Origin of the sequence: Cyclobacterium qasimii M12-11B (genome assembly GCF_000427295.1) — a bacterium.
GTDB lineage: Bacteria > Bacteroidota > Bacteroidia > Cytophagales > Cyclobacteriaceae > Cyclobacterium > Cyclobacterium qasimii.
The window spans coordinates 25490-51059 of record NZ_ATNM01000049.1; the positions used below are offsets into that span (position 1 = coordinate 25490).

Below are 25570 nucleotides of genomic sequence, written 5' to 3' on the forward strand. Positions count from 1 at the left end.
CAGGAAGTTTACGCTTTACCTTAATATTTTTATACCCGGCAAATGCACATAAGCATCATGCAGGTCATCATTGCTCCTAAATGGAGGTTTCCCCTCTATCTAATCTCCTACCCCGGGGGAAACAAATCAAACTAAATATATTCTAAGTATTTATTGTATACATTATTCCATGGAAAACATTATCAGGATTGCCGTTCAAAAAAGTGGGCGTTTAAGTGACGATTCTCTCAAACTCATCAAAGAGTGTGGCATTAAATTTCATAACGGCACAGGTAAATTAAAATCTTCTTCAACCAATTTCCCTATAGAATTTTTATTTCTAAGAGATGATGACATTCCAGGATATGTTGCCGATGGTATTGCCGATCTAGGTATAGTAGGAGAAAACGAGCTTGTTGAAAAGGACAAAAATGTCAATGTTCTTAAACAATTGGGCTTTTCAAAATGCAGGCTTTCTTTGGCTATCCCAAAAGGAGAATCTTACCCAGGTATCGAATATTTTGAAGGCAAAAACATTGCTACCTCTTACCCTAAAATTCTTGGTGATTACCTTAAAAAGGTAAATATCAAAGCTGATATTCATGAAATTAGTGGATCAGTTGAAATTGCTCCAAGTATAGGCTTAGCAGAAGGCATATGTGACATTGTCAGTTCAGGATCTACCTTGATGATGAATGGGCTTAAAGAGGTGGAAGAAATTTTCCAATCGCAAGCCGTTCTTATAAGTCATAAAGGCATCAATACTGCGAAGCAGGCTTCAGTTGAAAAGTTACTATTCAGAATGGATGCTGTCCAAAAGGGCAAAAAGAACAAATATGTCCTTTTGAATGCACCAAATGCTTCTTTGGACAAAATAGTATCCTTAATACCTGGTATGAGAAGTCCAACCATTCTGCCTTTGGCTGAAGAAGGTTGGTCCTCTGTTCATTCTGTCATTAGTGAAGACCAATTTTGGGAAAATATTGAGGAACTAAGAAATGCTGGAGCACAGGGTATTTTGGTTGTTCCCATTGAGAAGATGCTTATTTAGGAATAGATTGAACACTGATGAGAAATAGCATCAATTCATTAAGTGAGCAATGGATTGAATTTTCTCATTACAAAATTCATAGCGTATGAAAATCCTGGTCAACCCTGACAAAAAGATCTGGAAGAAAGAACTGGCAAGACCTGTTCAAAAAACCAAAGACATAGAAAAGATCGTAAAACCGATCATGAAAAAGGTGAAGCGACAGGGAGACAAAGCCCTTCGTAAATTCGCCTTTGAATATGACCATGTGGAAATTGACTCCATAATGGTAGATCCAGTGGACATAAAAAATTCTGGAAAGCAAGTTGATAAAGCACTTAAAGATGCGATCAAAACAGCCAAGTCCAATATTGAAAAATTCCATAAATTACAGGAATCGCCCCCTTTAAGCACCGAAATTATGAAAGGGGTGACTTGTATGCGTAGAAGTGTTGCCATTCAAAAGGTGGGCTTGTATGTACCGGGCGGTACAGCACCGTTGTTTTCCACCGTACTTATGCTTGGCATACCTGCAAAACTAGCAGGATGTGAAGAAATTATTCTTTGTACCCCTCCAGATCAGAAAGGCCAAGTTCATCCGGCCATTTTATATGCTGCCAAATTGATTGGCATCACCAAAGTAATAAAAGCTGGAGGTGCTCAAGCCATTGCAGCCCTTGCCTATGGAACAGAAACAGTTCCGCGTGTAGACAAAATATTTGGTCCTGGAAATCAGTATGTAACTGCAGCAAAACAGTTGGCAGCTAAAAAAGGAGTAGCGATAGATATGCCTGCTGGCCCTTCTGAAGTTTTGGTTTATGCAGATGAAACCGCCATTCCAGCCTTTGTAGCTGCAGATTTACTATCTCAGGCAGAGCATGGTGCTGACAGCCAGGTTATACTGGTTTGCCCTTCAGAAAAAATAGTGGATAATATCATTGTTGAAGTCAATGCTCAACTGGAACATTTACCACGTCAGAAAACAGCGAGGAAAGCATTGGAAAACAGTGTAGCGGTAGTGATTGATGACATGGACATTGCTCTGGAACTAATTAACGAATACGCTCCCGAGCATTTGATCATCAATATTAAGGAAGAAGACAAAGCGGTAAAAGGAATTATAAATGCCGGATCAGTATTTATAGGGAATTTCACGCCAGAATCTGCCGGAGACTATGCTTCTGGCACCAACCATACCCTACCTACCAATGGCTATGCAAGAAGCTATTCCGGTGTTTCATTGGACAGTTTTGTGAAGAAAATTACTTATCAAAAAATTACTGAAGAAGGGCTAAGAGGTTTGGGTCCCGTAATAGAAGTAATGGCAGAGAATGAACAACTTATGGCCCACAAACAGGCTGTCAGTATACGTTTAAATTACCTGGATAAAGAAAAAAAATAGATGGCATTTGATCTTCAAAAGTTGCTTAGGCCGCATATAGCTTCCTTGAAACCTTACTCTTCCGCTAGGGATGAATATACAGGTAAAGAAGGGATATTTCTAGACGCGAATGAAAACGCTCTAGGTTCAGTATCAGAACAACCTTTCAATAGGTATCCGGATCCTTATCAGTCCAAGTTAAAGGAGAAACTAGGTGCAATTAAGCAGGTACCACCTTCCAATATTTTCTTGGGCAATGGAAGTGATGAAGCCATAGACTTGTTATTCAGGGCCTTTTGCAGACCAGGAATTGACAATGTTATCATTATGCCTCCAACCTATGGCATGTATGAAGTAAGTGCTGGCATTAATGATGTGGCAACAAAGAAAGTTTCTCTTTCCCCTACATTTGACATGGAGGTACAAAATGTGCTTGATGCAGTAGATGGTAACACTAAAATCATATTCATTTGCTCTCCAAATAATCCTAGCGGCAATAAAATTGATCGTCAAGCTATCTATCAAATTCTATCCAAATTTGATGGTTTGGTAGTAGTAGATGAAGCCTATATTGACTTCAGCGATGAGCCTAGCTTTAGCCTGGAATTGAGCCAATACGCCAATTTGCTCGTCATGCAGACGCTATCCAAAGCTTGGGGCTTGGCAACGCTACGTCTGGGAATGGCTTTTGCCTCCCTGGAAATAATTGGCATACTCAATAAAATTAAACCGCCTTATAATATTAGTGGTTTGACCCAAGACACCGTATTAGAAGCCATTGGCAATACCAAGCAATTGGAACATATGGTTAAGGAAATACTTTCTCAAAAAGAAAAGTTACAGCTTGCACTAGAAGCAATTCCTGAAGTTGAAAAGGTCTACCCTTCTTCGGCTAATTTTCTATTGGCAAAAGTACCCCAGGCCAATCAGGCCTATCAGCAATTAATTGATAAAAAGATAATCGTCCGAGACCGGTCAAAAGTACAACGTTGCGAAGATTGTTTGAGAATAACAGTGGGAAGTGAAGCGGAAAACACACAGTTGATCAATGCTTTGAAAGAGGTCCTTAGGAATATTACTAACAAGCACTAGAAAAGATTGAAGCATGAAAAAAAAGCTATTATTTATAGATAGGGATGGCACAATCATTAAAGAGCCACCTACAGATTATCAAGTAGATAGTTTAGAAAAACTTGAGTTTATACCCCGTGCAATTAGCAACCTGGTCAAAATAGCCGAGGAAGGTGACTTTGAGCTTATACTTGTCACTAATCAGGATGGCTTGGGTACGGATTCCTATCCTGAAAACACCTTTTGGCCAGCACAATTCAAAATGCTTAAGACCCTGGAACAGGAAGGCGTATTTTTCAAGGAAATCCATATTGACAAAACCTTTGAACATGAAAATGCACCGACCAGAAAACCTGGTACCGCCATGCTCACAGCCTACCTCAATGGAGATTACGATCTGGAAAACTCTTATGTTATAGGTGATAGGGAAACGGATGTAACCCTGGCTGAAAACCTTGGAACCAAATCCATCTTTTTTGGGAAAGAGGTAGTCAAAAATGCGGACAAGAGTGTTGACAATTGGGATGCCATTTATGAGTTTCTAAAGCTTCCCCCAAGGAAAGCAGAAGTCATCCGCAAAACCTCTGAAACCAATATAGCCATTCAATTGAATCTCGATGGCTCAGGCAAAAGTACCATAAGCACAGGACTACCTTTCTTTGACCATATGCTAGATCAGCTGGCAAAACATGGTGGCTGTGACCTGGATATTAAAGTTGAAGGAGACTTGCACATAGATGAGCACCATACAATAGAAGATACTGGCTTGGCACTTGGCGAGGCCTATCTGAAAGCCATGGGGGACAAAAAAGGCATCTACAGGTATGGCTTCTTATTGCCTATGGATGATTGTTTGGCTCAAGTAGCCATAGACTTTGGTGGTCGACCCTGGATCGTATGGGATGCTGATTTCAAACGTGAAAAAATCGGAGACATGCCAACGGAAATGTTCTATCATTTCTTCAAGTCTTTTAGTGACACTGCCAAATGTAACCTGAACATCAAAGCTGAAGGGGACAACGAACACCATAAAATAGAAGCCATATTCAAAGGCTTGGCAAGAGCCATTAAAATGGCAGTTAAAAAGGATCTCAATGCACTGGATCAACTTCCAAGTACAAAAGGAACATTATAGAATAAGACTTTCACAGGAGGACAATTAGGCCTTAAACTGCTAAAATTTTCTTCAAAGGTACAAAAAGCAAAAGGCCTCATTTTTTAAATGAGGCCTTTTGCTTTTATTCTATTATCCTATTCTTAAAATCAATTAAAGTCTTCTTTTAAGGTTACTAAGAAACTAACCAAATCCCTAATCTCCCTTCTACTCAAATACTGCTTCATATCAGGCATACTGGAAGGCGCATCTTTTCTTTCTAGAATTTGACCTTTCATAATCAGCGTATCAGGCTGATTACCCATTTTCAAGGTAATGCTTTCTTCTGTTTCGTCCATTTTGATACCTGCGAGTTTCTGATCATTATCCAGAGATAGTGTAACAACACCAAATCCTGGAGCAAGTCGATTACTAGGGTCAATGACTGCTTCCAGCAATTGTTCCCTGGTTAAATTGGCTCCTACACCATTCAACTTGGGCCCGGCATTTCCACCAAAATCATCATAGGCATGGCATTTGATACACTGAGCAGTTGCGTGTTGGAAGAAAATCTTGCGTCCTTTCACCTGATCCCCACCATATAAACTTCCACTATAAGAGGCCAAAAGATCGTCCTGACTCATGCTTTCGTGAACCTGATTGTACCTATCCTTGAGTTGGGTATCTTCTCTTGTTTCCATGGCTTCAAAAAACTCGAGCTCAATGGCTTGGGGCAACTCCCCTTTTTCGAATTGTACCAATAATTTCTCAAAGATTGGTTTGGTACTGTTTTGAACCAGTTTTGCTAAAGTATTGACGGCAGCTTGTTGCTCTTCAACGGTTCTCTTCTGAATAACTTCATCCAAAAGGGCTGCTTTTCTTTCATCTGGAATTGTTAGCTCCTCCAGGAGATCAAGACCTGCTACTCTTACACTTCTTTCTTTATCCGAAAGCGCTTGTTCTAAAGCTTTATCCATCGGTGATTTCGGGATTTTAGCAATTGCCCTTAAGCTTTCCGCTCTAACGTCTGCATCATTGTCATTTGTAAGGACAGCAATTAAGCGTTGATTGGCTTCTGAAATTTTCAATTCACCTAAAGCTTTGACAGCTTCTTCACGGATCACTCGGCTATTGCTTTTTGTCAATTCCATTAAGACATTCGATGCCGAAGCCTGGAAGGCTACAATGTCTCTATTGAATTCACCTCTATACCATCCATCAACCCTATCTAATACAGAAGGGGAAGTCCAGGTACTCAATGCTGCTATGGCTTCTACACGCATGGCCTCAGGAGCCTTCGCTTGATTGGCATAAGTCAACAGGTTATTGAATGCTTCCTCAGATCCCCACCTTAAATTGGCATTGATGGCTCTTCTAAGTAGCGGTTCTGAAGTAAAATCTCCAGACACCAATAATTTTCCAAGAGCAGGGATGGCTGCTTCAATAGAGAAATCATCATTGATTGCTCTGGCTGCCTCAGCAATTATGTATTCGCTTTTATCATTTAAGAAGGCTACAATTCCATCATCTCTTAATCTCCTAAGTGCAATCACTGCTCCAAGACGAACAGCATCTGAAGGATGGTTTGCCAAATCGATGATTTCGGAAGACTTTCCTACCCTGGATAAGGCTAGACTGGCTGCATGTCGTATATACAAGTCTGCATTGTCATTTTCCTGAAGAAGTGTCACGATGGCTTCAAAAGCGGCTTCATGCTTCATTTTCCCCAAAGCTTCTGCTGCGAAAAACTGAACCCTTTCCACATCTGATGTAAGAAGTGGAAGTATATTTTTAGCTGCAGGTGAAAATTTCAAATCTCCTAGCCATTTGGCTGACTGAGCGATTATTTCAACATCACTGTCTTTCAAATAAGGCACCAAAGCTTCTGCCCTTTCAGTATTTTCTCTTGCGAGTTGAGAAATTCCCCAAATCGCATGTATTCTTGCCAACTGATTTTCTTTTTGAGCAAGAACAGCAGTAAATACTTCCATTCCTTCCTCTGATCGCTTTGCCAATTCAAACTGTGCTTTTTGTCTGACGCGTTGGTCTTCAAAGCCCAATAAAGAAGCAAGTTCATCTTTTGATAAATCAGTATAATTTTTAGCTAAATGAGATGCTGTAAGTTTCCGGATATCAGCAGTAGCTGTTTTATCAGTAAATTTCCAAATCCTGCCATAGCCCTTGTTCACCCAACCATCAATCCAGTCAGAAAAATACAATGCTCCATCAGGTGCAAAGTCCATTCCTGTGGCGAGGATTCCAGTAAGAATCTGCTCCGTTTCACCCATTTCAAAACCTGCTCCTTTTGGTTTTAAATCAAAAGCGTGAATCCCTGATCTTGCAGCATTACCACCAAACTCAGCAACAAAGAACTTGTTTTTCCATTGTTCACCAAGTCCCGTTCCAGGATTGTGTTGCATTCCTGTAGGGCCATTTACATAGTTGGCTATAGTAGGAATATAATAAGCTGCTTGATCATCATTGCGTGGAAGATGCATCTTTTCATCCATCCAAACCTTGTATCCATTGTTTTTAGGATCACGATATTTACCAAACTGCCAATTGATTCTCCAGCCTGTATCCGATCCCTCTACTAAATAGACTATTCTTTCTCTTTCTCCTTTGTGATCTCCATCGTTGTCTACACTTATAAGATTGCCATAATCATCGAAGTCAAATTCGTGGGTATTTCTAACACCATAAGCGAATATTTCAAAATCCGATCCATCTGGATTGGCGCGAGCAACAACACCACAGTTGGGATAATCAAGAAGGTTTCCATTGTTATCTTCTCCACTAAATCCTATATCCCCTATTCCCCAATAAATCTTACCTTCCGGACCCACTTTAAGTCCTGACATATTGTGTCCTCCAAAACCGATGTGTACTCCAAATCCATGGGCCAAAGATTTTTTCTCGTCCATAAAACCATCGCCATTGGTATCTGTCATCCTCCATAGATCAGGTGCCACCCCTACAAAAAGGGCATCATCATAATACAGTACTGCTCCAGCCACGTCAGATGTTTCTTCATTAAAATCACTGGCAATTAATGTGGAACGATCTGCTTTACCATCACCATCGGTATCTTGAATTTCAAAAACGTTCTCCTTTTCGATGGTAAGGTCCTTCCAGTCATGTGAACCATCTCCATTAATGTCAGGAAGCCATTCGTTTTTAGCACTGTTTTCAGGTGCCAATTCTTTATGGATAAAAGCTTTTCGTTCTGCTACATTTTTTAATTTAATCGAGGAAATCTCCCAATCCTGGTGACTTCGTATATCAAATTCTGAGATCTTTCTTCTATTCGTTTTTGAATAAAAGGCATTGCCATTATCATCTATTTGTAAAGAAATTGGATCAGCAACCAATGAATCCACTGCCCAAAGTTCTAACTCAAGGTCTTCATTATAAACAGGATTAACCAATTCTTCAATGGCTAATGTTTGTTTGTTTACTTCTTCCTGAGTCAGTTGCTTTACCTGAAGTGGGACTGCCTTTTCATTTGAGTTACACGCCGTAAAGCACAAACTTAACACAAGGCAAAAAGGTAGGATATTTAAAATTTTGTATTGTTCTGTCAATTTAATTTTTCTCAACATGGATAATCAATATAAATTTATGAGATGAGTTGATTCACTAAAATTAAGTAAAAAAGACTATTGTTCTTCTTTATCTAATGTTACTAGAAAACTTACTAAATCCCGGATTTCTCTTTTCGTTAATAAAGCCTTCATATCGGGCATAGAGGACAAGGCATTTGACCTCTCCTTAATGGTGTCTTTTGCTATAATCTTGTCTGGTTCATTTCCTATCTTTAAAGTAAGGCTGTTTTTATCTTCATTTACTACAATTCCTGAAACGGTTTTATCACTGTTTAGTTTTAAGGTTACAACGCCAAAACCAGGTGCCAAACGATTGCTTGGAGCAACAAGAGCTTCCAGCAAAAGCTTCCTATCAAGTTTCTTGGCAATCCCATTTAATCTAGGCCCAGCAATACCGCCAAAGTCATCATAAGCATGGCAGCGTATACATTGGGCATTCTGGTTTTGAAAGAAGATCTTTCGCCCTTTGGCAGCATCTCCACCATAAAGGCTTCCATTGTAACTTGCCAAAACATCTCCTTCATAGCGCTTGTCAGTTATAGCTTTGTATTTGGTCAACAAATTCGCATTGCCTAATGTTTCAAGCGCTTCACTTAATTCCAATTCAACTGCCGCAGGTAATTTCTTATTGCTTAACTCATCTAGCAGTTTCTCGAAAACAGGAGTCGCATAAGTTTCATCCACCTTTCCCAATGTTGTGATGGCTGCTTGTTTTTCTTCAACTGTTTGATTCAGGATTACTTTCTCCAATAAAGCAGCTACAGTATTACCAGACAAATCCAATTCTCCCAAAATTCCCAGACCAGCAACCCTGACACTTTTATCCTTGTCGGTAATGGATTGTTCCAAGGCGACATCAATTTTCTCTGAACCTGATTTAGCCAAGGCCAACAATGCAGCCTCTCTTACTTTCGAATCCCTATCTGTTTTAAGCATGGACAGTAATTTATCAGAGGTATCTGCCACTTTTATCGTTCCAATAGCATTAACAGCCGCATAACGAATGGCAGCATTAGAATGATTGGTTAATTTTAACAAGGGTGCAGAAGCCATTTGCCTAAGTACATTGGCATCCCGTTTCATCTCTCCCCTAAATCTTCCATCTACCCTATCCAAAACCGATGGATCATCCCATGTAGACAGCGCATTGAGGGCTTCAATTCGCATAGGCTCTGGCGCAGACTCCATAGCAATAAAGTGCAAGATTTGATTGAGTGCCTCTTCATTACCCACCCTGAGATTTGCATTTATAGCTCTCCTAAGTAGTGGTTCAGAGGACAGGTTTTCCCTGGTAAGCACCTTACCCAAAGCGGGCAATGCCTCTTCAATTGAAAAATCATCATTGATCGCCCTTGCTGCTTCAGCTAAAATATATTCATCTTTATCGGCTAAAAAAACAGCCACTTCACTTGCCTCCATGCGCCTTAAGGCTACCACAGCAGCAATTCTTACAGCTCTTGACGGATGTTGGTACAAAGCTTTAACCGCTGCTACATCCCCTATCCTAGCCAATGCCAGGCTTCCTGCATGGCGCAAATAAACGTCTTCATCATTATTAGTTTCTAGAAATGTAATTAATGGCTCAACTGCAGTCTTGGCTTTAATTCTACCCAATGCTTCTGCAGCAAAGAACTGTACGCGGACAGATTGGTCTTGAAGAAGAGGAATCAACTTATCCTCAGCCTCCTCATACCTGATATCTCCAAGCCATCTAGCCGCTTGAGCCCTGATCTCCTGGTCTGTATCATTTAACAATGGAACGAGCAGTTTACCTGCATTGCTTTCACCAGAACGGGCGAGTTGTGCGATCCCCCAAATGGCATGTACTCTTGCCAGTTGGCCGCTGCTTGCACTCAATTTCGCCTTAAATATTTCAAGTCCATCACCACCTCTTGTGGCCAATTCAAACTGCGCTTTTTGCCGAATCCTTTTATCGGTATTGCCCAACAAATCGCCCAATTCAGCGCTTTTCTTTTCCTTGAAATTAGCCTTAATCAAGGTTTCTGTATCTTTTCTCAATTGGCTGTTTTCACCAGAAGTGACTTCCATTTTCCAGATCCTTCCATCGTCATTGGTACCCCAACCATCAATCCAATCAGCAAAATAAAGGGCTCCATCAGGCCCAAAGTCCATTCCTGTAGGCAATATTCCGCCCATGATCTTTTTGGTCTCTGTCATTTCAAAGCCAGCTCCTTTGGGGGCTAATTTGAAAGCGTGTATTCCTGACCTGGCAGGATTTCCTGAAAATCCAGCTACAAAAAAAGTTTCTTTCCATCTTTCTCCCAATGCAGTACCGGGATTGTATAACATTCCTGTAGGGCCGTTAATGTAATTTTTTAAAGGTGGGAGAAAATAAGCTGCCTGTCCTTCTTGTCGAGGTTTGTACATTTCCTCATCCATCCAAACCTTGTATTCATTGTTCTTGGGATCCCTGTATTTACCAAATTGCCAGTTAATTCTCCATCCAGTATCGGAACCATCTACCAGGTACACAAGGCGCTCACTCTCGCCCCTGTGATCTCCATCATTGTCTACACTTATAAGATTTCCATAATCATCAAAAACAAATTCGTGGGTGTTTCTTACCCCCATGGCAAATATCTCAAAATCACTTCCATCTGGGTTAGATCGGGCAATTACTCCCCTATTCGGATATTTATAAGTATTCCCAGCCTGGTCTTTTCCATTGAAACCAATGTCTCCTATTCCCCAATAAACCCTGCCATCAGGCCCCATTTCCAAACCTGACATTCCATGACCTCCAAATCCAATATGTACGCCATAACCATGAGAAATGGACACTTTTTCTTTAGTCAAACCTGTTTTGGGGTCTTCTTTGACCCGCCACATATCTGGCGCAGCACCTACAAAAAGATCGTCTCCAAATTTCATCACCGCACCGGCTACATCGGTCACCTCATCATGTAATTCTTCAAAAACCAATTGGAATTTATCGGCCAAACCATCCCCATCAGTATCTTCCAGTCGATAAATATGATCTTTTTCAACGGTCATGTCTCTCCAGTCATTGAATCCATCACCATTTAGGTCTTCCATCCACTGGTTTTGCTCACTGTTTTCTTCTGAAAGTTCTTCCCTTAAAAAGGCCCTCTTTTCTTCTATGGTCTGTAAAGAAATTGACCTAATTTCCCAGTCCTGGTGCTGTCTAATTTCATGTTCGGAGTTTTTTTGCCTATTGGTACGGCTGTAATAAAGCCTTCCCTGATCATCAAAATCAATGGAAATTGGATCAAAAACCAAAGAATCAGAGGCCCATACACTAACCGTAAGCCCTGAGTCTATTTCAGGTTGGATCATTTCCTCTAACTGAGAAGCCCACTCTTTTGTGTCTGAAGGGGTAAAATTTGTAATTTTTAAATCCTTTTCCTCTTTAGAACCACAACTAAAAATAATTAATGAGCTTGCAATCAAAAAGTATTGCAAAGACTGTCTAATTTTCACATTCAATAGCTTCATAGAATATTCTCCGGTCAATATAAGCAATCTGGGTTAACCCTGACTGTGTGAAAATAGGAAGAAGTGTCAATACTTTATTAGGTTTCAACAAACACAACTTCCTTTCCCTCAATCCTCTTGAAATTTCTGAACTCCCACTATACCACAGATGCAAATAAAGACAATATTCAAGTTCAGAAATATAAGAAAAAGATCATTAGTGGAAAATTAATATTTTATAAAGATAGGAAACTAGCTTTAATGATTAATTCCACTCCTATTAATGGTCAATGAGAGGTGTGAGGGATCACGAAGTTTTTGTTCACAGTTATTCATTGATCTAAAGTTGTGATAGGCGGTTTTCCATATATGTCCCTTTTGGGCATTTTTCAACTCTGGTTGTTTATCCAATCCACCTGCATACCATTCCCCATACTTATGATCGATGAGATATTCTTGTATATAATTCCATTGAAGCTTAAATTTCTCATAATAAGCATTTGCATCATCCGGATACAAATCTGCCATGATTAAAAGGGTATTAAGTCCTTCAGCTTGTGCCCACCAGTTTTTGGTATCCTTGATAACTTCTGGTGTTGATTCCCCGGCGAAATAATAACCCCCATCATAAAAGCCACCAACGCTATCATCCCAACCAAATTGAAGCGAATGATCAACCATCTTCTTTCCTATTCCCCAGGTAGCATAATCATCTACCAGCCCTAAAACGTGAGAAGCTTCCATCATTAAATAAGCCGTCTCTACATCATGACCATAAGACACATGGTCTATTGAATGGTGTTTCTCTATAGAGGCTCTTCCTTCCTCCCTAAAACTTACTGGTGTCCAATCCGGCTGTAAAAACAACTGAAGGTATCCTTCCTTCTGAACGATGGTGTCTCTGATTATGGCCAGTAGTTCCGTCGTCCTTTGCTTTAGTAAAGGGTCTTTCCAAACCGTATACAATTCAGTGAATGCCTCCAGTAAATGGATGGAACTGTTTTGATCCTTATACCCAATGGTGGATGTTGAAGCTGTGCTGCTATCTCTAACCAAAGAAGAACCATCCATTGAAAGCGACTGAAAATACCCTCCATATTCCGGATCATAACTGTTTTCTTCCAACCAATAAAAGGCCTTCTTCGCCAATTCAAGCACTTCAGGGTCTGATGTTACTTTATAATAGGCAGCAAGCCCATAAATCCCAAAGGCATTGCCATAGGCAGTTTTAGCACCAATGCCACTAGATTTCACTTCACCTTCACGACTAAGTAAGGTATGAAACCCCCCATTTTCTTTGTCCCAAAAATCATCTCTTATAAAGGTGTATCCAAGCCTTGCTCCTTTCTTATAATGGTCGGTTTCAGGACTTCTCTCCATCATTTTGGACAAGGTCCACAAATGCCTGGCCTGTGACACAATCATTTTGTCCTGATTTTCAGTAGGATTAAATGCCGCATCAAAGGAACTGATATACCCGCCATATTCGGTATCATAAGCTTTGGGGTACCAATGATTGATTAATTCATGGTTGATGGAGAAAGCAATCTCATCAGCCATTTTATTTCTTTGGGTCGTCTGAGCCACTATGGGTTGGATAAGCCAACAAGTAAAAAAAAATGCAAATGTCAGGAGCTTCATATGATTTTGGGTTTAAATAATTACTTAAATTTAATTTCATTCTTTGGGATTTCCAACTGAGCAAATTTTAGTGCGACAATGGAAATAAATCTATTATAGAATCCCTATCCTAATGCAATCCAATGGTACATGATCAGCATTTATTTAAATATTTAGTTATTAAACTGGTAAACCAATTGACAAACTGGAAAACCCGTTGTATATTTATTCAAATTTAAATTTTAAGTCTCTATGGAGAAATTGACCAAGAAGGAAGAAGAGCTAATGCAGATCCTTTGGAATGTTAAAAAAGCATTTGTTAAGGACATCGTGTCGGAATATCCCGAACCAAAACCCCACTACAACACTATCTCATCGCTTATCAGGGTATTGCAAGAAAAAGAAGTGGTCGGCTTCAATGCTTTTGGGAATACTTATGAGTATTTCCCTTTGCTGAAAAAAGAGGCCTATCGCAAAATATACATGAAAGAAATTGTCAGCAACTACTTCGACAATTCATTCTCCAGTGCAGTTGCGGCTTTTGTAAAGGATGAGCATTTGGATGAAGAGGAAGTAAATGAATTGATCAAATTGATAAAATCAAAATAAGTTATGGAAGCTTTCTTTCTTTATTTATTGAAGGTATCATTGGCCACAGCCATTTTCTATCTTACCTACCATTTCCTTTTCCGGGTAAAAAAGCAATTTGTTTTTAATCGTTACTACTTATTGCTTATCCTTCCTGTTGCCCATATTATCCCACTTATCAGCTTTCCCACCGCAGCTGATCTCTCATTGGCTACTGTGTATTTTAATGAAATAAATCCACTTCCCATAGGCGAACCTAGTTTTACTCCAAACAACAATGGAAATGCGACATTTAATTGGCTGTCAGTTTTGTCCATCATTTATGTGTCTGGAATGGTTTTCTTTCTAATAAGATTCATTATAAGCTATATTCAAGCATCGGCCATACAAAAAGTTTCCCAACAGGATATCATCGATAACCAAACAGTCTATTTATCAGAAAGAAATATTCGGGCCTTTACTTTCATTGATAAAATCATCATCGGAAGAAACATCCTGGATCATCCAAGTTTAAAAATGGTAATTGACCATGAGAAGGTGCACTTAAAGGAGAAACATTTCATTGATTTGTTCACCATAGAGTTTCTTTCATCCTTCCAATGGTTCAATCCTTTTGCCATTGTTCTTAACAAAGCGATAAGGTTAAACCTTGAATACAGAGCAGATGACATGGTTGTTCAGCATTCAAATATGAGGCAATACCAAATGGCTTTAATCTCAATGGTTAGCGATCGAATAGCTTTTCCACAGTTCACAGAATTGAATTCAAATAACCTTCAAAACCGAATAATGATGATGAAATCTCAAAATGAATCGAAATTCTCAAGAATCAGAAAATTGGCTGTCCTACCTATTTTCCTTATACTCTTGGCAGGCCTTTCTGAAAAAACACCTACAATTAAGGCAAGTGATGGAATCGAACCGAACATAAAGGCATCAGATACAGCTATTTCGTCCATAAGCGATTTAAACAGGTATTTTTCCAAATCGCTAATGTATCCGCAAGAAGCTAGAAAATCTGGCCAGGTTGGATTGGTAACATTGTTTTTCAAAATTGATAACAATGGAAAATTGACAGGTGTTTATGAAACGCAACCTTCTAGAAAGGTTTATTATTATCCCGAAGGTAGCCTCAAATATAACCCTTTCAACGGTTACACAGAAATTGTAATCGTCGGATATGAAAGCGATCCGTTAAAAATTAATGAATCAAAATACCATTCAAGTCTATTTGAAGAATGCAAAAGAGTGATCAATGATCTTCCAACGCTGAACATTGGAGAATTGAAGGGCCGAACGGTCAAAATAAAGTTTAAGTTCAAAATAGTAAAAAGCTAAAGGTCCTATTCAATATTCGACTGTAAGTGCTACTTAAGGTTTTGAATAAATTAGGTCTCTTTTATTTCAAAATATTGATCTTCATAGGGATTCAACCTTTGAAGTAAGGGTATTTCCACCGGAGTTTGTTGCCCTACGTTACTTTTTGCAGATGTCTTAGAATTCCATCTAACTCATTCTAGAAAAGGCATGTTTAAAAAACTCTAAAGTCTATCGTTATAAGTTTTAACTCATCGATTAAAGAAATACCTAAGAAACGGTATTGGCGATATTGTTTCATTTTTTGCAACAATGCTGACAAGATCCCAGACCAAGTCAGCTACATAACGTTATTTTCTCCAACCTAATCGAATCCGGCTAAAAAAAAATGCCCGAATGAATTAATAAATCCTTTTCATTCCTTCCTTTTATCAGGATGCCTTATATTTGCGGACGCATAATAAAAAGCCGAGTAGAATGAATGATTTTATAGCTGAATTAAAGTGGCGGGGCATGATCCAGGACATGACCGCAGGATTAGAAGAACATATTCAAAAAGGAAAAGCAGCAGCCTATCTTGGCTTTGACCCAACTGCTGATTCACTTCATATTGGCCACTTGGTTGGGGTAATGACCTTGCTCCATTTTCAGCGATCAGGCCATCAGCCAGTTGCGCTAATAGGGGGTGCTACGGGCATGATAGGAGATCCTTCCTTTAAGTCCTCAGAGCGAAACTTATTGGACAAGGCTACTTTGGATCAAAACATTGCTGGCATCCGAAAGCAATTAGAGAAATTTTTAGATTTTGATGCAGAAGCTTCCAACAAAGCCTTGTTGGTAAACAATTACGACTGGATGTCTAAGTTTTCATTCTTGGAATTCATAAGGGACGTAGGTAAATACATTACCGTCAACTATATGATGGCAAAAGACTCTGTAAAAAGAAGACTTGAAGATGGCAATGGTCTATCCTTTACTGAGTTTACTTACCAGTTGATCCAAGGCTATGATTTTTATTATTTGTGGAAAAACAAAGGCTGCAGCATTCAGCTAGGCGGTTCGGATCAGTGGGGCAATATTGTTACTGGAACTGAATTGATACGTAAAAAAGCCGGTGGTGAAGCATTTGCACTTACTGTTCCGTTGATTACCAAAGCAGATGGCACCAAGTTTGGGAAAACAGAAGGCGGTAGTGTTTGGCTTGATCCAGAAAAAACGTCTCCCTATGCTTTTTACCAGTTTTGGCTCAATGTTTCTGATGAGGACGCTTCCAAATATATCCGAATATTCACAACATTGGATCAGGAATCTGTCGAAAGCCTAGAAAAAGAGCACCTAGATGCACCGCATCTTCGGGTTTTACAAAAAGCCCTGGCGCAGGAAATTACAATTCTTGTTCACAGCGTTGAAGAATATGAAGTAGCCGTGAAAGCCTCTGGAATTCTTTTCGGAAAATCTTCCTTGGAAGATTTGTCTACACTAGATGAACGTACCTTTCTGCAGGTTTTTGACGGAGTAGATGTGATAGAGATGAATCAATCAACCTTTGAAGGTGCTGAAAATGCTTTGGATTTATTGACTTTAGACCAAACAATTTTTAAATCTAAAGGCGAAGGCAGGAAAATGATTCAGGGCGGTGGTGTATCCCTCAACAAGCAGAAAATAGAAAACCCGAACGATAAGGTTGATACCCCTTTGCTTCAAAACAAGTACCTTTTGGTCCAAAAAGGAAAGAAAAATTATTATATCATCAAGGTTCTCGCTTAAGTAATAAAACTAAGAGCGATTTATAACAGGCATAAAATAGAATATGGGCGTTTACGAAAGACAGCAAAAAGAGAAAAAGATCCTTGAATCAGCCATTGCATTGTTTGCTGAAAAAGGACTTCATGCAACGAAAGTCGAAGACGTAGCCAAAAAAGCCAAAATAAGTAAAGGTCTTGTTTATTTTTATTATAAAAGTAAAGAAGACCTTTACATGGCCATTACCAAAAAGGGTATCGAAGAATTAAAAGAGGTCTTCAACAAATCCTTCGGGAAAGGCAAAGACAAAACGGGCATAGAAGTAATGACCGATTTGGTTAACGGATACTTTCAATTTGTTCAGGAAAAGAAAGTTTTCCATGATGCCATTCTCTATTTTCTGTCTGTTTTAGAATTGTACCAGCAAGATGCTGAAAAAGTAAATCCATTGCTTTTAGAAAGTCAATTTTTCAATAAGTTGCTTCAAAGCCACAATGATTTGGCGAAAATTGGCATCAAAGCGATATCGCAAGGCATAAAAGATGGCAGCATGCGTCCTGACCTGCAGGCCGACAGCACATTTTACACCATTTGGAGCATGTTAATTGGTTACTGTCAATTGTCTGGCTCAGTTAATTTAGAGCCAAATGACATTAAAATCAATATTGAAAGTTGGAAAAATGGTTTCAATAAAATTCTTTTTGAAATATTAAAAGGAACCAGCAACCCATTCAAAACCCAGCCTGTCCAGGGAAACCTTTTTTAAGGCTGTAAATTCTATTGTGAAGGAATGGGAATATGCTTATCCGGAAAGGGTCAATAAACGGTCTATTTCGGCATGAAATCATTACCTATCCAAGTCCAGAAAAGATTGATTCAACATCTGGGATCAAAAAAATGAATGCATTCCTATTTTAGGCATCTTTATTGTTCTATCAGTAAATAGTAGAATTAATTAAAGATAAAACTATGGATTTATTAATAGGAGCTCTAATTATTGTTGCAATTGTCATTGCGATATTCCTGCTTTACAAGAGAATATTTAACACTAAGCGATCAAAAGTAGGTGCTGAACAATCAATCTCAGCCAAAGAAGTTTTAGGCAAGGAAGTTTCCGAAATTAACGATCGGAACATAACCCATCCTAAATCGGACAAGATCAAAAAGGAAGAATAATGCTTTAAGTACATCAAAGGCATTATAATAGGCTTTGATCACAATTATTTCACCTTCTTAACGATCAATTAACCCTATAAGACAAATTGATCGTTAAGAAGGTGCCTATTTGATTTAATGGGCTAAAAAACAATGCATTAGTAAGTTTCACGGCTTAATTTAAATGCGTTAATCCTTTATGCTTAACCACTTTAGATCCTCGTGATTGTAATACTTACTGAGATGCAAGGGTTTTACTGTTGCTTTATACCTGTTAAAAATTTAAATTTGGATAGGTATATTTCTGATAAAACAAAACAGAATATTTATGGATTTAAGTACACTATTTTCATTACATGGCAAAGTCGCTATCATAACTGGCGCAAGTAGTGGCATTGGTTTTTCAATCGCCCATTTTTTTGCTGCTGCAGGAGCTAAGGTGGTGATAAATAGTAGAAACCAGGAAAGGCTTGATGAAGCCATTGCCAAGCTTAAAGAGAAGGGTTATGTGGCTATGGGAGTGGCCAATAATATCGGTTATGAAGAGGATCGGAAGAATTTGATCGAGCAAACTGTTAATAAGTATGGCCAAATCGATATTCTTGTAAACAATGCTGCTACAAATCCTGTATATGGAGCGATAGAAAGCACGGATTTGGGTGTGTTCGATAAAATTCTGGATGTGAATTTAAAAGCTCCTTATGAGTTGTCGAAACTAAGCCTACCCTATTTAAAACAATCATCATCCGCTTCCATTATAAATATTAGCTCTATCAGTGCGCTTTCTCCTGAAAAAGGACTCGGGCTTTATAGTGTCAGTAAATCAGCTCTTATTTCCTTGACAAAAGTCTTCGCTAAGGAATGGGGTACTTACAATATTCGCGTAAACGCTATTTGCCCAGGATTGATTAAGACCAAGTTCAGTGAAGTATTGTGGTCCAATCAAGAACTTCGAGAGAAATTTTTAGAAGAACTTCCCTTACAACGAATTGGTGAAGAAGAAGAAATAGGTTCAATGGCTTTATTTTTGGCCTCTGAGGCCTCTAGCTATACGACAGGAAGCATATTTACTGTTGATGGTGGGTTTCAAGCTTGATTTAATAAGAACATTTGTTATTTAAAAAGGGGAATGCTTCCAATTGATGGAAGCATTCCCCTTTTTAGATTAGCTTGACTTAAAATCTGTACTCTTTTAAGTTAAATCAATTTGTAAAAGTCTTAAAAATCACCTCTATACAAGTTGCATCTGGAAATCACCCCAATTATTATAAATTCTAATTCTTTCAAATATTTTTAAGAATTCACAGGCAATAGCAAAGAATTGCAATTGCCTGTTTTGAAAAGGAATTAGATAAAATTGGATCTACAAACAATCTCCCTAACAGATAACGCTAACTGCTTTACTCCTACTCAACCAGAATTTAGATTTCGTAATAAATGCTTTCATCTCCTAATGGAAGTTTTATTGCATATTCCAGGTTTAAGGTCACGGTTAATCCCCCTCCTCCTCCTCTTCCTCATCAGTAATTTCGATTAGGCGAACTTTTACAGCTTCTTTAATCGGGGTAACATGTCCACCTATATTCTCAGCAATATAATACGTCAATTGAGCTCCGAAAAGAAAGATCACCACAGAGTAATATACCCAAATTAGAACAACTACCAAGGAGCCTGCCGTTCCATAATAACTTCCTACATCCGCACTTCCCAAGTACAGCCCGATAAGGAATTTACCCAATCCAAAAAGGATCATTGTAACAAATGCCCCTAACCAAACATCTTTCCATTTCACCTTGGCATCAGGGAGAATTTTATACATAAGTCCAAACACAAGTACGAATGTGGATTGAGTCACCAGAAAATTAATTACCGAAGCAAGTTTTAATGTACCGGTATCAAAAATATCCGAAAAATAATTCAATAGAATGACTATAAATGCGTCAGCAAGAAGAGAAACCAACAATAGGAATCCAATAGAGGCCACCATTGAAAAACTAAGGATTCGATTCATAATGTATTTCAAGAATCCTTTCTCTGGTTTTGACCTTATGTGCCAAATGTGATTGATGCTATTTTGTAAACTTACAAAAACAGTCGTAGCAGAAAAGATTAATACCGAAATGGCGACAATTCGAGAATACAAAGTTTGCCCACTTATCGCAACGTTGGTCATAACTCCTTCAAGAGTAGTTGCACTCTCGCTACCCATCATTTTTGACACTTGTGCCAAGAGCTCTTCTTTTACGGTATCTTCATTTAAGATAACTGAAGCAATGTTGAGTATAATGATCAACAAAGCTGGAAGTGAAAATATAGTGTAAAAGGCAGTGGAAGCTGCAAAAGTTATGGAATCATTCTTCCCAAAGTCTTTAACGCTATCTATGATAATTTCAAAAACAGAATATTTTTTAAGTTTCTTTAATTTATTCTTAATCATTTTTTCGTAGGCTGGATCAGATTCTAATGTACCAAAAACCATTCCCCATTTTTTGACTGAATAAGATTATTGATTTTTACATAAAAATACTATAAACATTCTATTTTTAGACCTGCTATAATGCCCTTAGCTACCTTTCAATACAACTGTTTAAAGTGCCTCTAACCTAGATTTCAAGGCCTTCGAAAAGGAAGATAATTAAACCAGCAGCCTTGTCAATTAGCATGAATAGCATCGAATTAACATTTAAATAAAAATGGATGCCTCAAGGCATTAAAACCATCCTATAGTCTTCCTTAATAGGGCTTTTTCTGGGTGTAAGACTTTAATGATTCTTGATGAGGAAACATTACAATGAAAGTAAAAGACATAAAGTATGCCTCACTCCGAAACGTTATTGAATTGGTCAACAATGAAAAATCCTCATCTAGCCATCTAAAAAGCAAAATGCCATAGCTAAATTAAGCCATGGCATTGTATAAAATGATATTATAGGGGGGCAGTGAAATTATCGGATACCCTGGTCTGGGTATTTACCGGTAATGGTTCTACCAAATACTTTTAATTCTTCTACCTGTTCTTGAAGATTTCCATTTGGATAGATCATAGGACCAATTCCAGCCAGCTTCTTTTTGTAATCTAAGAACCCAATTACTATAGGCACATTTGCACCAAGGGCAATGTGGTAAAAACCAGATTTCCAACGTGGAGCATAGCTTCTAGTCCCTTCAGGAGTCACCATCATAACCAATTCTTCCGAATCCTTCAACATCTGTATCATGGTCTCGGTATAGGTTTGCTTCCTTTTCCCAATAACCTTCTTCCTATCGATTGGTATTCCTCCTAAGGCTTTAATTAACCAGCCGAGGGGCCCAATCATTATTTCTTTCTTAATGGTGAATTTAACAGGCACTCCCATTATATAGAATGCAGAAAGGGCATACATCAAATCCCAATTGCTGGTATGGGGAATTGCAATAAGGACAGCTTTCTTTAAACCTTGAGGCCAATTTCCTGAAACTTTCCAACCAGAAATCCAAAGTATAAAACGGGCGATTAATTTCATGATTTCGATAGACTATTAATGTCCTGACTTTTCAACCTAGACATTGAGGGGTTTTTAAGTAAAAATTCTTTGCAATATTGATACCCGGTATCATAAATTTCGGCAGCTTTTTTAATTTCCAAAACACCAAATTGAGCCAAACCCGGTGGGTCAATAAAATAATCACATTTGTCTTTCCTACTGTAAACATTGTAATTCAATGCCATGATCACAGAACGCTCAATCAACCCTTTAATATGGGGACCTACTTTTATATCCGGTAAATTATTGCAATTAATTCCAATAATCGTGTCACAGGTATTGACCAAAGGTTCTACTGGAAGGTTGTTTAGCACTCCCCCATCAATGTACAAATCCCCATCAGTTAATATCGGTTCAAACATACCAGGGATGCAGGAAGATGCCATCAACCGCTTTATCAAAGGTCCTTTGGAAAAAAACTCCGTACGACTTTTTTGGAAATTAGTGGCTACAACATAAATAGGGATTTTCAAGGCTGAAAAATCATCCTCTGGCAAATACTTGGCAAATAAATCTGCCAAAAGATCCATTCTTAACAAAGCCTTAAAGCTAATTGAAGGTTTGAAGAATTTGAAGTATTTGGTTTGAACAATGATTTCAAAGATTTCTTTTGGTTGATAGCCATGCGCATACATTGCAGCAACGATAGCACCTGCGCTACTTCCAGAAAGACAATCAGGATAAATCCCTTCCTCATTTAGCCCTTGCAATATCCCAAGGTGCGCAATACCTCTTACTCCACCTCCGGATAGTGCGACTCCTAATTTATTGGTTTTTTCCAAAATAATAATTAAATGGAAATCTTAAATAACCCCACAATTACGGCAATAAATAATTCTTATTCCTGAACAAAACCCATAGAACAAAACTTTTCAATCCGTTTTTCTATGCGTTTATCCACTTTCATTTTATCAAGCTCAACCAAGGATTCCTTTATTTTATCTTTGATTCTTAAAGCCATGTTTTGCATATTTCTATGCGCTCCACCAAGGGGCTCTTCTATAATGGAATCGATCAAGCCATTACTTTTCATGTCCGGTCCTGTCAATTTAAGCGCTTCGGCAGCCTGTTCTTTGTGGTCCCAACTTCTCCATAAAATAGTAGAGCAGTTTTCAGGAGAAATAACAGAATACCATGAATTTTCGAGCATCATTACCTTGTCTCCAATGGCAATCCCTAAAGCTCCACCAGAAGCACCCTCACCAATAATGATGCAGATTACAGGGACTTTAAGCTTAAACATCTCCCTAAGGTTTTTAGCGATCGCTTCTCCTTGTCCTCTTTCTTCTGCTTCTATTCCTGGGTAAGCACCTGGAGTATCTATTAAAGTAATAATAGGCTTGTTGAATTTTTCGGCCATCTTCATTAGCCTCAATGCCTTCCTGTAACCTTCAGGATTGGCCATCCCGAAATTTCTTTCTTGTCGCAGCTTTGTATTTCTACCTTTCTGTTGGCCAATAAACATAACTGAACGTCCGTCTATATCTCCAAGGCCTCCAATCATGGCCTTGTCATCCTTTACGGTTCTATCACCATGCAACTCTATGAAATTATCTGTCATTTCATAGATATAATCCAATGCATAAGGCCTGTCGGCATGCCTGGAAAGTTGCACCCGCTGCCATCGGGTAAGGTTTTGAAAGGTTTCTCTTTTTAATACTTGAAGCTTTTCATCCAGAGATTTAATATCTGTCGACAGATCTATGTTTTTTTCATTGGCCAATTGAATCATTTCCTGAAGCTTAAGTTCAAGATCAGCGATTGGCTTTTCAAATTCTAATACCATAAATTGATGTTTTGAAGTATCAAAGATAAAAATTAATTTTTGATTACGTGACCAACTTTTATCAAAGATGTTTTATAAGCTTTTAAGTCAGGGTAAAATTCTACCATCTTTCATGGTAAGCATTCTATCTGACATTCCTGCGAGAGATTGATTATGGGTAACAATTACGAATGACTGGCCTAGTTCATCCCTTAGTTTAAAGAACAACTCATGAAGCGCTTGGGCATTTTCTGTATCAAGGTTACCACTTGGCTCATCGGCAAAGATTATATCAGGGCTATTGACAAGGGCCCTTGCTACTGCTACACGCTGTTGTTCTCCACCGGAGAGCTGGGCAGGTTTATGATCCAAACGAGAGCTAATCCCAAGTAGATTCGCTAACTCAGCTGTTCTTTTTCTAAGGATATTCTCAGGTTTTTTACCTATAAGACCTGGAATCCATATGTTTTCTTCAGCAGTAAATTCCGGAAGCAAATTATGAAATTGGAAAATAAAGCTTATTCTATCATTCCTAAAGCTAGCCAATTTATCACCACTTAGTTTTAGCACATCAATATCGTCTACCAATAATGAGCCTTCGTCTGGCTTGTCTAAGGTGCCAAGGATATGCAATAAGGTACTTTTCCCTGCACCAGATGCGCCAACAATGGACACTATTTCTCCTTTCTCTATAGTTACATCTACTCCTTTAAGGACATGGAGGTCTCCATAATATTTCTGAAGTGATTTAGCGTAGAGCATAGGATTTGCAGTAGTTGAATTTAGTGTTGATGACAAACATACTTGTATTTTAAAATTAATCAAAAATATAATTACTATTGCGCTTTTAAATTTACAGCATCCAATAGTAGCTATGCACTTGATTTTTAAGGCGTGAAAACTTAATAATGACTAAAACAGAAAAAAAACATTTAAAGAATCAATAAAAAGCATCTCTTAAATCTTGAATAATCGGACATTTGACATTAACTTCGAGCAAAAATTTGACCAGAATGAATATACACGAATATCAAGCTAAAGAAGTTTTAAAATCTTACGGAGTCAAAATCCAAGAAGGGATTGTTGCGGAAAGCCCCGAAGCTGCTCTCGAAGCGGCAAAGAAGCTTACTGCAGATACAGGTACTTCTTGGTATGTTCTAAAAGCACAAATCCATGCTGGAGGTAGAGGTAAAGGAGAAATTAAAGAAACCGGATCAAGAGGCGTGGTTTTGGCTAAATCGTTAGAAGAAGTTTCAGAGAAAGCCAAAGCAATTTTGGGTGGTACTCTAGTTACTATTCAAACAGGTGAAGAAGGAAAATTGGTAAAGAAAATCTTGGTCGCACAAGATGTTTATTATCCTGGAAAATCTGAGCCTAAAGAATATTATTTGTCAATATTATTGGACAGAGCTACTGGCAGTAATATAATCATGGCATCTACAGAAGGTGGTGTAAACATTGAAGAAATCGCTGAAAACACCCCAGAGAAAATAATTAAGGAGTGGGTAGACCCTTTATTGGGCATTCAGCCTTTTCAAGCAAGAAACGTTGCCTTTAAGCTTGGCTTGGAAGGAAATGCATTCAAGGAAATGGTGAAGTTTATCATGGCTCTTTATGCTGCATATGATGCAAGTGATGCATCACAATTTGAGATTAACCCAGTATTGAAAACATCTGATGATCATATTTTAGCCGTAGATGCTAAAGTAAATTTAGATGACAATGCGTTATATAGGAATAAGAGTCTTGCTGAGATGAGAGATGTTGATGAGGAGGATCCATTTGAGGTGGAAGCAGCCAAATCAGGACTTAATTACGTGAAGCTTGATGGTAATGTTGGTTGTATGGTAAATGGTGCCGGCCTTGCGATGGCTACCATGGACATGATCAAACTTTCTGGTGGCGAGCCGGCAAACTTCCTAGACGTTGGAGGCGGGGCCAATGCACAAACAGTTGAAGCTGGTTTTAGGATCATACTTAAAGATCCTAAAGTTAAAGCTATCCTAATAAATGTCTTCGGTGGTATTGTTAGGTGTGACAGAATTGCATCCGGTGTGGTTGAAGCTTATAAATCTATTGGCGATATCCGTGTTCCAATTATTGTAAGACTACAAGGTACTAACGCTGAAGAAGGCGCAAAAATCATAGACGAATCAGGTCTTAAGGTTACTTCTGCAATTACTTTAAAAGAAGCTGCAGAAAAAGTACAAAATGTGCTAAATGCTTAATTTATTTAACTAATA

General features: G+C 38.5%; 19 protein-coding genes. 11 read left to right on the top strand and 8 right to left on the bottom strand.

Annotation, left to right across the window (positions count from 1 at the left end):
- The first annotated feature begins 169 nt into the window (after positions 1-169).
- The 4 genes from hisG to hisB all read left to right on the top strand — a co-directional run bounded on the left by hisG (position 170) and on the right by hisB (position 4596).
- A complete protein-coding gene (gene hisG, locus ADICYQ_RS04465; protein WP_020892344.1) occupies positions 170-1030 on the top strand; it encodes an ATP phosphoribosyltransferase in 861 nt (286 codons plus the stop codon).
- Between the two features lie 85 nt (positions 1031-1115).
- Complete coding sequence (hisD, locus tag ADICYQ_RS04470; RefSeq protein WP_020892345.1) at positions 1116-2411, top strand: histidinol dehydrogenase; 1296 nt, start codon at positions 1116-1118, stop codon at positions 2409-2411.
- Positions 2412-3482, top strand: a complete 1071-nt coding sequence (hisC, locus tag ADICYQ_RS04475; protein ID WP_020892346.1) for a histidinol-phosphate transaminase — start codon at positions 2412-2414, stop codon at positions 3480-3482.
- A 13-nt stretch (positions 3483-3495) separates the two neighbouring features.
- Complete coding sequence (gene hisB, locus ADICYQ_RS04480) at positions 3496-4596, top strand: bifunctional histidinol-phosphatase/imidazoleglycerol-phosphate dehydratase HisB (RefSeq protein WP_020892347.1); 1101 nt, start codon at positions 3496-3498, stop codon at positions 4594-4596.
- 128 nt (positions 4597-4724) lie between these two features.
- Here hisB and ADICYQ_RS04485 read toward each other — a convergent pair whose 3' ends face one another.
- The 3 genes from ADICYQ_RS04485 to ADICYQ_RS04495 all read right to left on the bottom strand — a co-directional run bounded on the left by ADICYQ_RS04485 (position 4725) and on the right by ADICYQ_RS04495 (position 13256).
- Positions 4725-8156, bottom strand: coding sequence for a HEAT repeat domain-containing protein (locus ADICYQ_RS04485; protein ID WP_020892348.1), 3432 nt, complete (start codon positions 8154-8156; stop codon positions 4725-4727).
- Between the two features lie 57 nt (positions 8157-8213).
- The gene (locus ADICYQ_RS04490) at positions 8214-11636 is read right to left on the bottom strand and encodes a HEAT repeat domain-containing protein (RefSeq protein ID WP_020892349.1); all 3423 of its coding nucleotides are present in this window, start codon (positions 11634-11636) and stop codon (positions 8214-8216) included.
- Between the two features lie 237 nt (positions 11637-11873).
- Positions 11874-13256 carry an AGE family epimerase/isomerase gene (locus ADICYQ_RS04495; RefSeq protein WP_040414538.1) on the bottom strand — a complete coding sequence of 461 codons (1383 nt, stop codon included), beginning with the start codon at positions 13254-13256 and terminating at the stop codon, positions 11874-11876.
- 231 nt (positions 13257-13487) lie between these two features.
- On the opposite strand from ADICYQ_RS04495, the gene ADICYQ_RS04500 reads away from it, so the two are divergent.
- The 6 genes from ADICYQ_RS04500 (at position 13488) to ADICYQ_RS04525 (ending at position 19134) form a co-directional block, all read left to right on the top strand.
- Entirely contained in the window at positions 13488-13844 is a 357-nt protein-coding gene (locus ADICYQ_RS04500; RefSeq protein WP_020892352.1) for a BlaI/MecI/CopY family transcriptional regulator, read from the top strand.
- Between the two features lie 3 nt (positions 13845-13847).
- Complete coding sequence (locus tag ADICYQ_RS04505; protein WP_020892353.1) at positions 13848-15161, top strand: M56 family metallopeptidase; 1314 nt, start codon at positions 13848-13850, stop codon at positions 15159-15161.
- Between the two features lie 456 nt (positions 15162-15617).
- Positions 15618-16907, top strand: coding sequence for a tyrosine--tRNA ligase (tyrS, locus tag ADICYQ_RS04510; RefSeq protein WP_020892354.1), 1290 nt, complete (start codon positions 15618-15620; stop codon positions 16905-16907).
- A gap of 43 nt (positions 16908-16950) precedes the next feature.
- Positions 16951-17649 carry a TetR/AcrR family transcriptional regulator gene (locus ADICYQ_RS04515; RefSeq protein WP_020892355.1) on the top strand — a complete coding sequence of 233 codons (699 nt, stop codon included), beginning with the start codon at positions 16951-16953 and terminating at the stop codon, positions 17647-17649.
- Positions 17650-17852: 203 nt separating this feature from the next.
- Positions 17853-18059, top strand: a complete 207-nt coding sequence (locus ADICYQ_RS04520; RefSeq protein ID WP_020892357.1) for a hypothetical protein — start codon at positions 17853-17855, stop codon at positions 18057-18059.
- A gap of 307 nt (positions 18060-18366) precedes the next feature.
- Positions 18367-19134 (top strand): SDR family NAD(P)-dependent oxidoreductase, encoded by a 768-nt coding sequence (locus tag ADICYQ_RS04525; protein WP_020892358.1) that lies wholly within the window; start codon positions 18367-18369, stop codon positions 19132-19134.
- Positions 19135-19530: 396 nt separating this feature from the next.
- Here the strand turns inward: ADICYQ_RS04525 and ADICYQ_RS04530 are convergent, their stop codons facing one another.
- From ADICYQ_RS04530 to ADICYQ_RS04550, 5 genes are all read right to left on the bottom strand, one after another.
- Positions 19531-20517, bottom strand: coding sequence for a YihY/virulence factor BrkB family protein (locus tag ADICYQ_RS04530; RefSeq protein WP_020892359.1), 987 nt, complete (start codon positions 20515-20517; stop codon positions 19531-19533).
- A 466-nt stretch (positions 20518-20983) separates the two neighbouring features.
- Positions 20984-21541, bottom strand: a complete 558-nt coding sequence (locus ADICYQ_RS04535; RefSeq protein WP_020892360.1) for a 1-acyl-sn-glycerol-3-phosphate acyltransferase — start codon at positions 21539-21541, stop codon at positions 20984-20986.
- Complete coding sequence (locus ADICYQ_RS04540; protein WP_020892361.1) at positions 21538-22344, bottom strand: patatin-like phospholipase family protein; 807 nt, start codon at positions 22342-22344, stop codon at positions 21538-21540. Before ADICYQ_RS04540 ends, ADICYQ_RS04535 begins: the two co-directional genes overlap by 4 nt.
- 56 nt (positions 22345-22400) lie before the next feature.
- Positions 22401-23348 carry an acetyl-CoA carboxylase carboxyltransferase subunit alpha gene (locus ADICYQ_RS04545; RefSeq protein ID WP_020892362.1) on the bottom strand — a complete coding sequence of 316 codons (948 nt, stop codon included), beginning with the start codon at positions 23346-23348 and terminating at the stop codon, positions 22401-22403.
- Between the two features lie 87 nt (positions 23349-23435).
- On the bottom strand, positions 23436-24089 hold the full coding sequence (locus ADICYQ_RS04550; RefSeq protein WP_020892363.1) for an ABC transporter ATP-binding protein: 654 nt from the start codon (positions 24087-24089) through the stop codon (positions 23436-23438).
- A gap of 251 nt (positions 24090-24340) precedes the next feature.
- Here ADICYQ_RS04550 and sucC point away from each other — a divergent pair, with 251 nt between their 5' ends.
- Positions 24341-25555 (top strand): ADP-forming succinate--CoA ligase subunit beta, encoded by a 1215-nt coding sequence (sucC, locus tag ADICYQ_RS04555; RefSeq protein WP_020892364.1) that lies wholly within the window; start codon positions 24341-24343, stop codon positions 25553-25555.
- Positions 25556-25570: the final 15 nt, after the last annotated feature.

Excerpts from the sequence above, each read along its gene's own strand:
- hisC (WP_020892346.1), top strand. The coding sequence starts at position 2,412 with ATGGCATTTGATCTTCAAAAGTTGCTTAGGCCGCATATAGCTTCCTTG.
- ADICYQ_RS04485 (WP_020892348.1), bottom strand. The coding sequence starts at position 8,156 with ATGTTGAGAAAAATTAAATTGACAGAACAATACAAAATTTTAAATATC.
- ADICYQ_RS04530 (WP_020892359.1), bottom strand. The coding sequence starts at position 20,517 with ATGGTTTTTGGTACATTAGAATCTGATCCAGCCTACGAAAAAATGATT.
- ADICYQ_RS04500 (WP_020892352.1), top strand. The coding sequence starts at position 13,488 with ATGGAGAAATTGACCAAGAAGGAAGAAGAGCTAATGCAGATCCTTTGG.
- tyrS (WP_020892354.1), top strand. The coding sequence starts at position 15,618 with ATGAATGATTTTATAGCTGAATTAAAGTGGCGGGGCATGATCCAGGAC.
- ADICYQ_RS04495 (WP_040414538.1), bottom strand. The coding sequence starts at position 13,256 with ATGAAGCTCCTGACATTTGCATTTTTTTTTACTTGTTGGCTTATCCAA.
- ADICYQ_RS04535 (WP_020892360.1), bottom strand. The coding sequence starts at position 21,541 with ATGAAATTAATCGCCCGTTTTATACTTTGGATTTCTGGTTGGAAAGTT.
- ADICYQ_RS04545 (WP_020892362.1), bottom strand. The coding sequence starts at position 23,348 with ATGGTATTAGAATTTGAAAAGCCAATCGCTGATCTTGAACTTAAGCTT.
- ADICYQ_RS04520 (WP_020892357.1), top strand. The coding sequence starts at position 17,853 with ATGGATTTATTAATAGGAGCTCTAATTATTGTTGCAATTGTCATTGCG.
- hisD (WP_020892345.1), top strand. The coding sequence starts at position 1,116 with ATGAAAATCCTGGTCAACCCTGACAAAAAGATCTGGAAGAAAGAACTG.
- ADICYQ_RS04550 (WP_020892363.1), bottom strand. The coding sequence starts at position 24,089 with ATGCTCTACGCTAAATCACTTCAGAAATATTATGGAGACCTCCATGTC.
- sucC (WP_020892364.1), top strand. The coding sequence starts at position 24,341 with ATGAATATACACGAATATCAAGCTAAAGAAGTTTTAAAATCTTACGGA.
- hisG (WP_020892344.1), top strand. The coding sequence starts at position 170 with ATGGAAAACATTATCAGGATTGCCGTTCAAAAAAGTGGGCGTTTAAGT.
- hisB (WP_020892347.1), top strand. The coding sequence starts at position 3,496 with ATGAAAAAAAAGCTATTATTTATAGATAGGGATGGCACAATCATTAAA.
- ADICYQ_RS04490 (WP_020892349.1), bottom strand. The coding sequence starts at position 11,636 with ATGAAGCTATTGAATGTGAAAATTAGACAGTCTTTGCAATACTTTTTG.
- ADICYQ_RS04505 (WP_020892353.1), top strand. The coding sequence starts at position 13,848 with ATGGAAGCTTTCTTTCTTTATTTATTGAAGGTATCATTGGCCACAGCC.
- ADICYQ_RS04525 (WP_020892358.1), top strand. The coding sequence starts at position 18,367 with ATGGATTTAAGTACACTATTTTCATTACATGGCAAAGTCGCTATCATA.
- ADICYQ_RS04515 (WP_020892355.1), top strand. The coding sequence starts at position 16,951 with ATGGGCGTTTACGAAAGACAGCAAAAAGAGAAAAAGATCCTTGAATCA.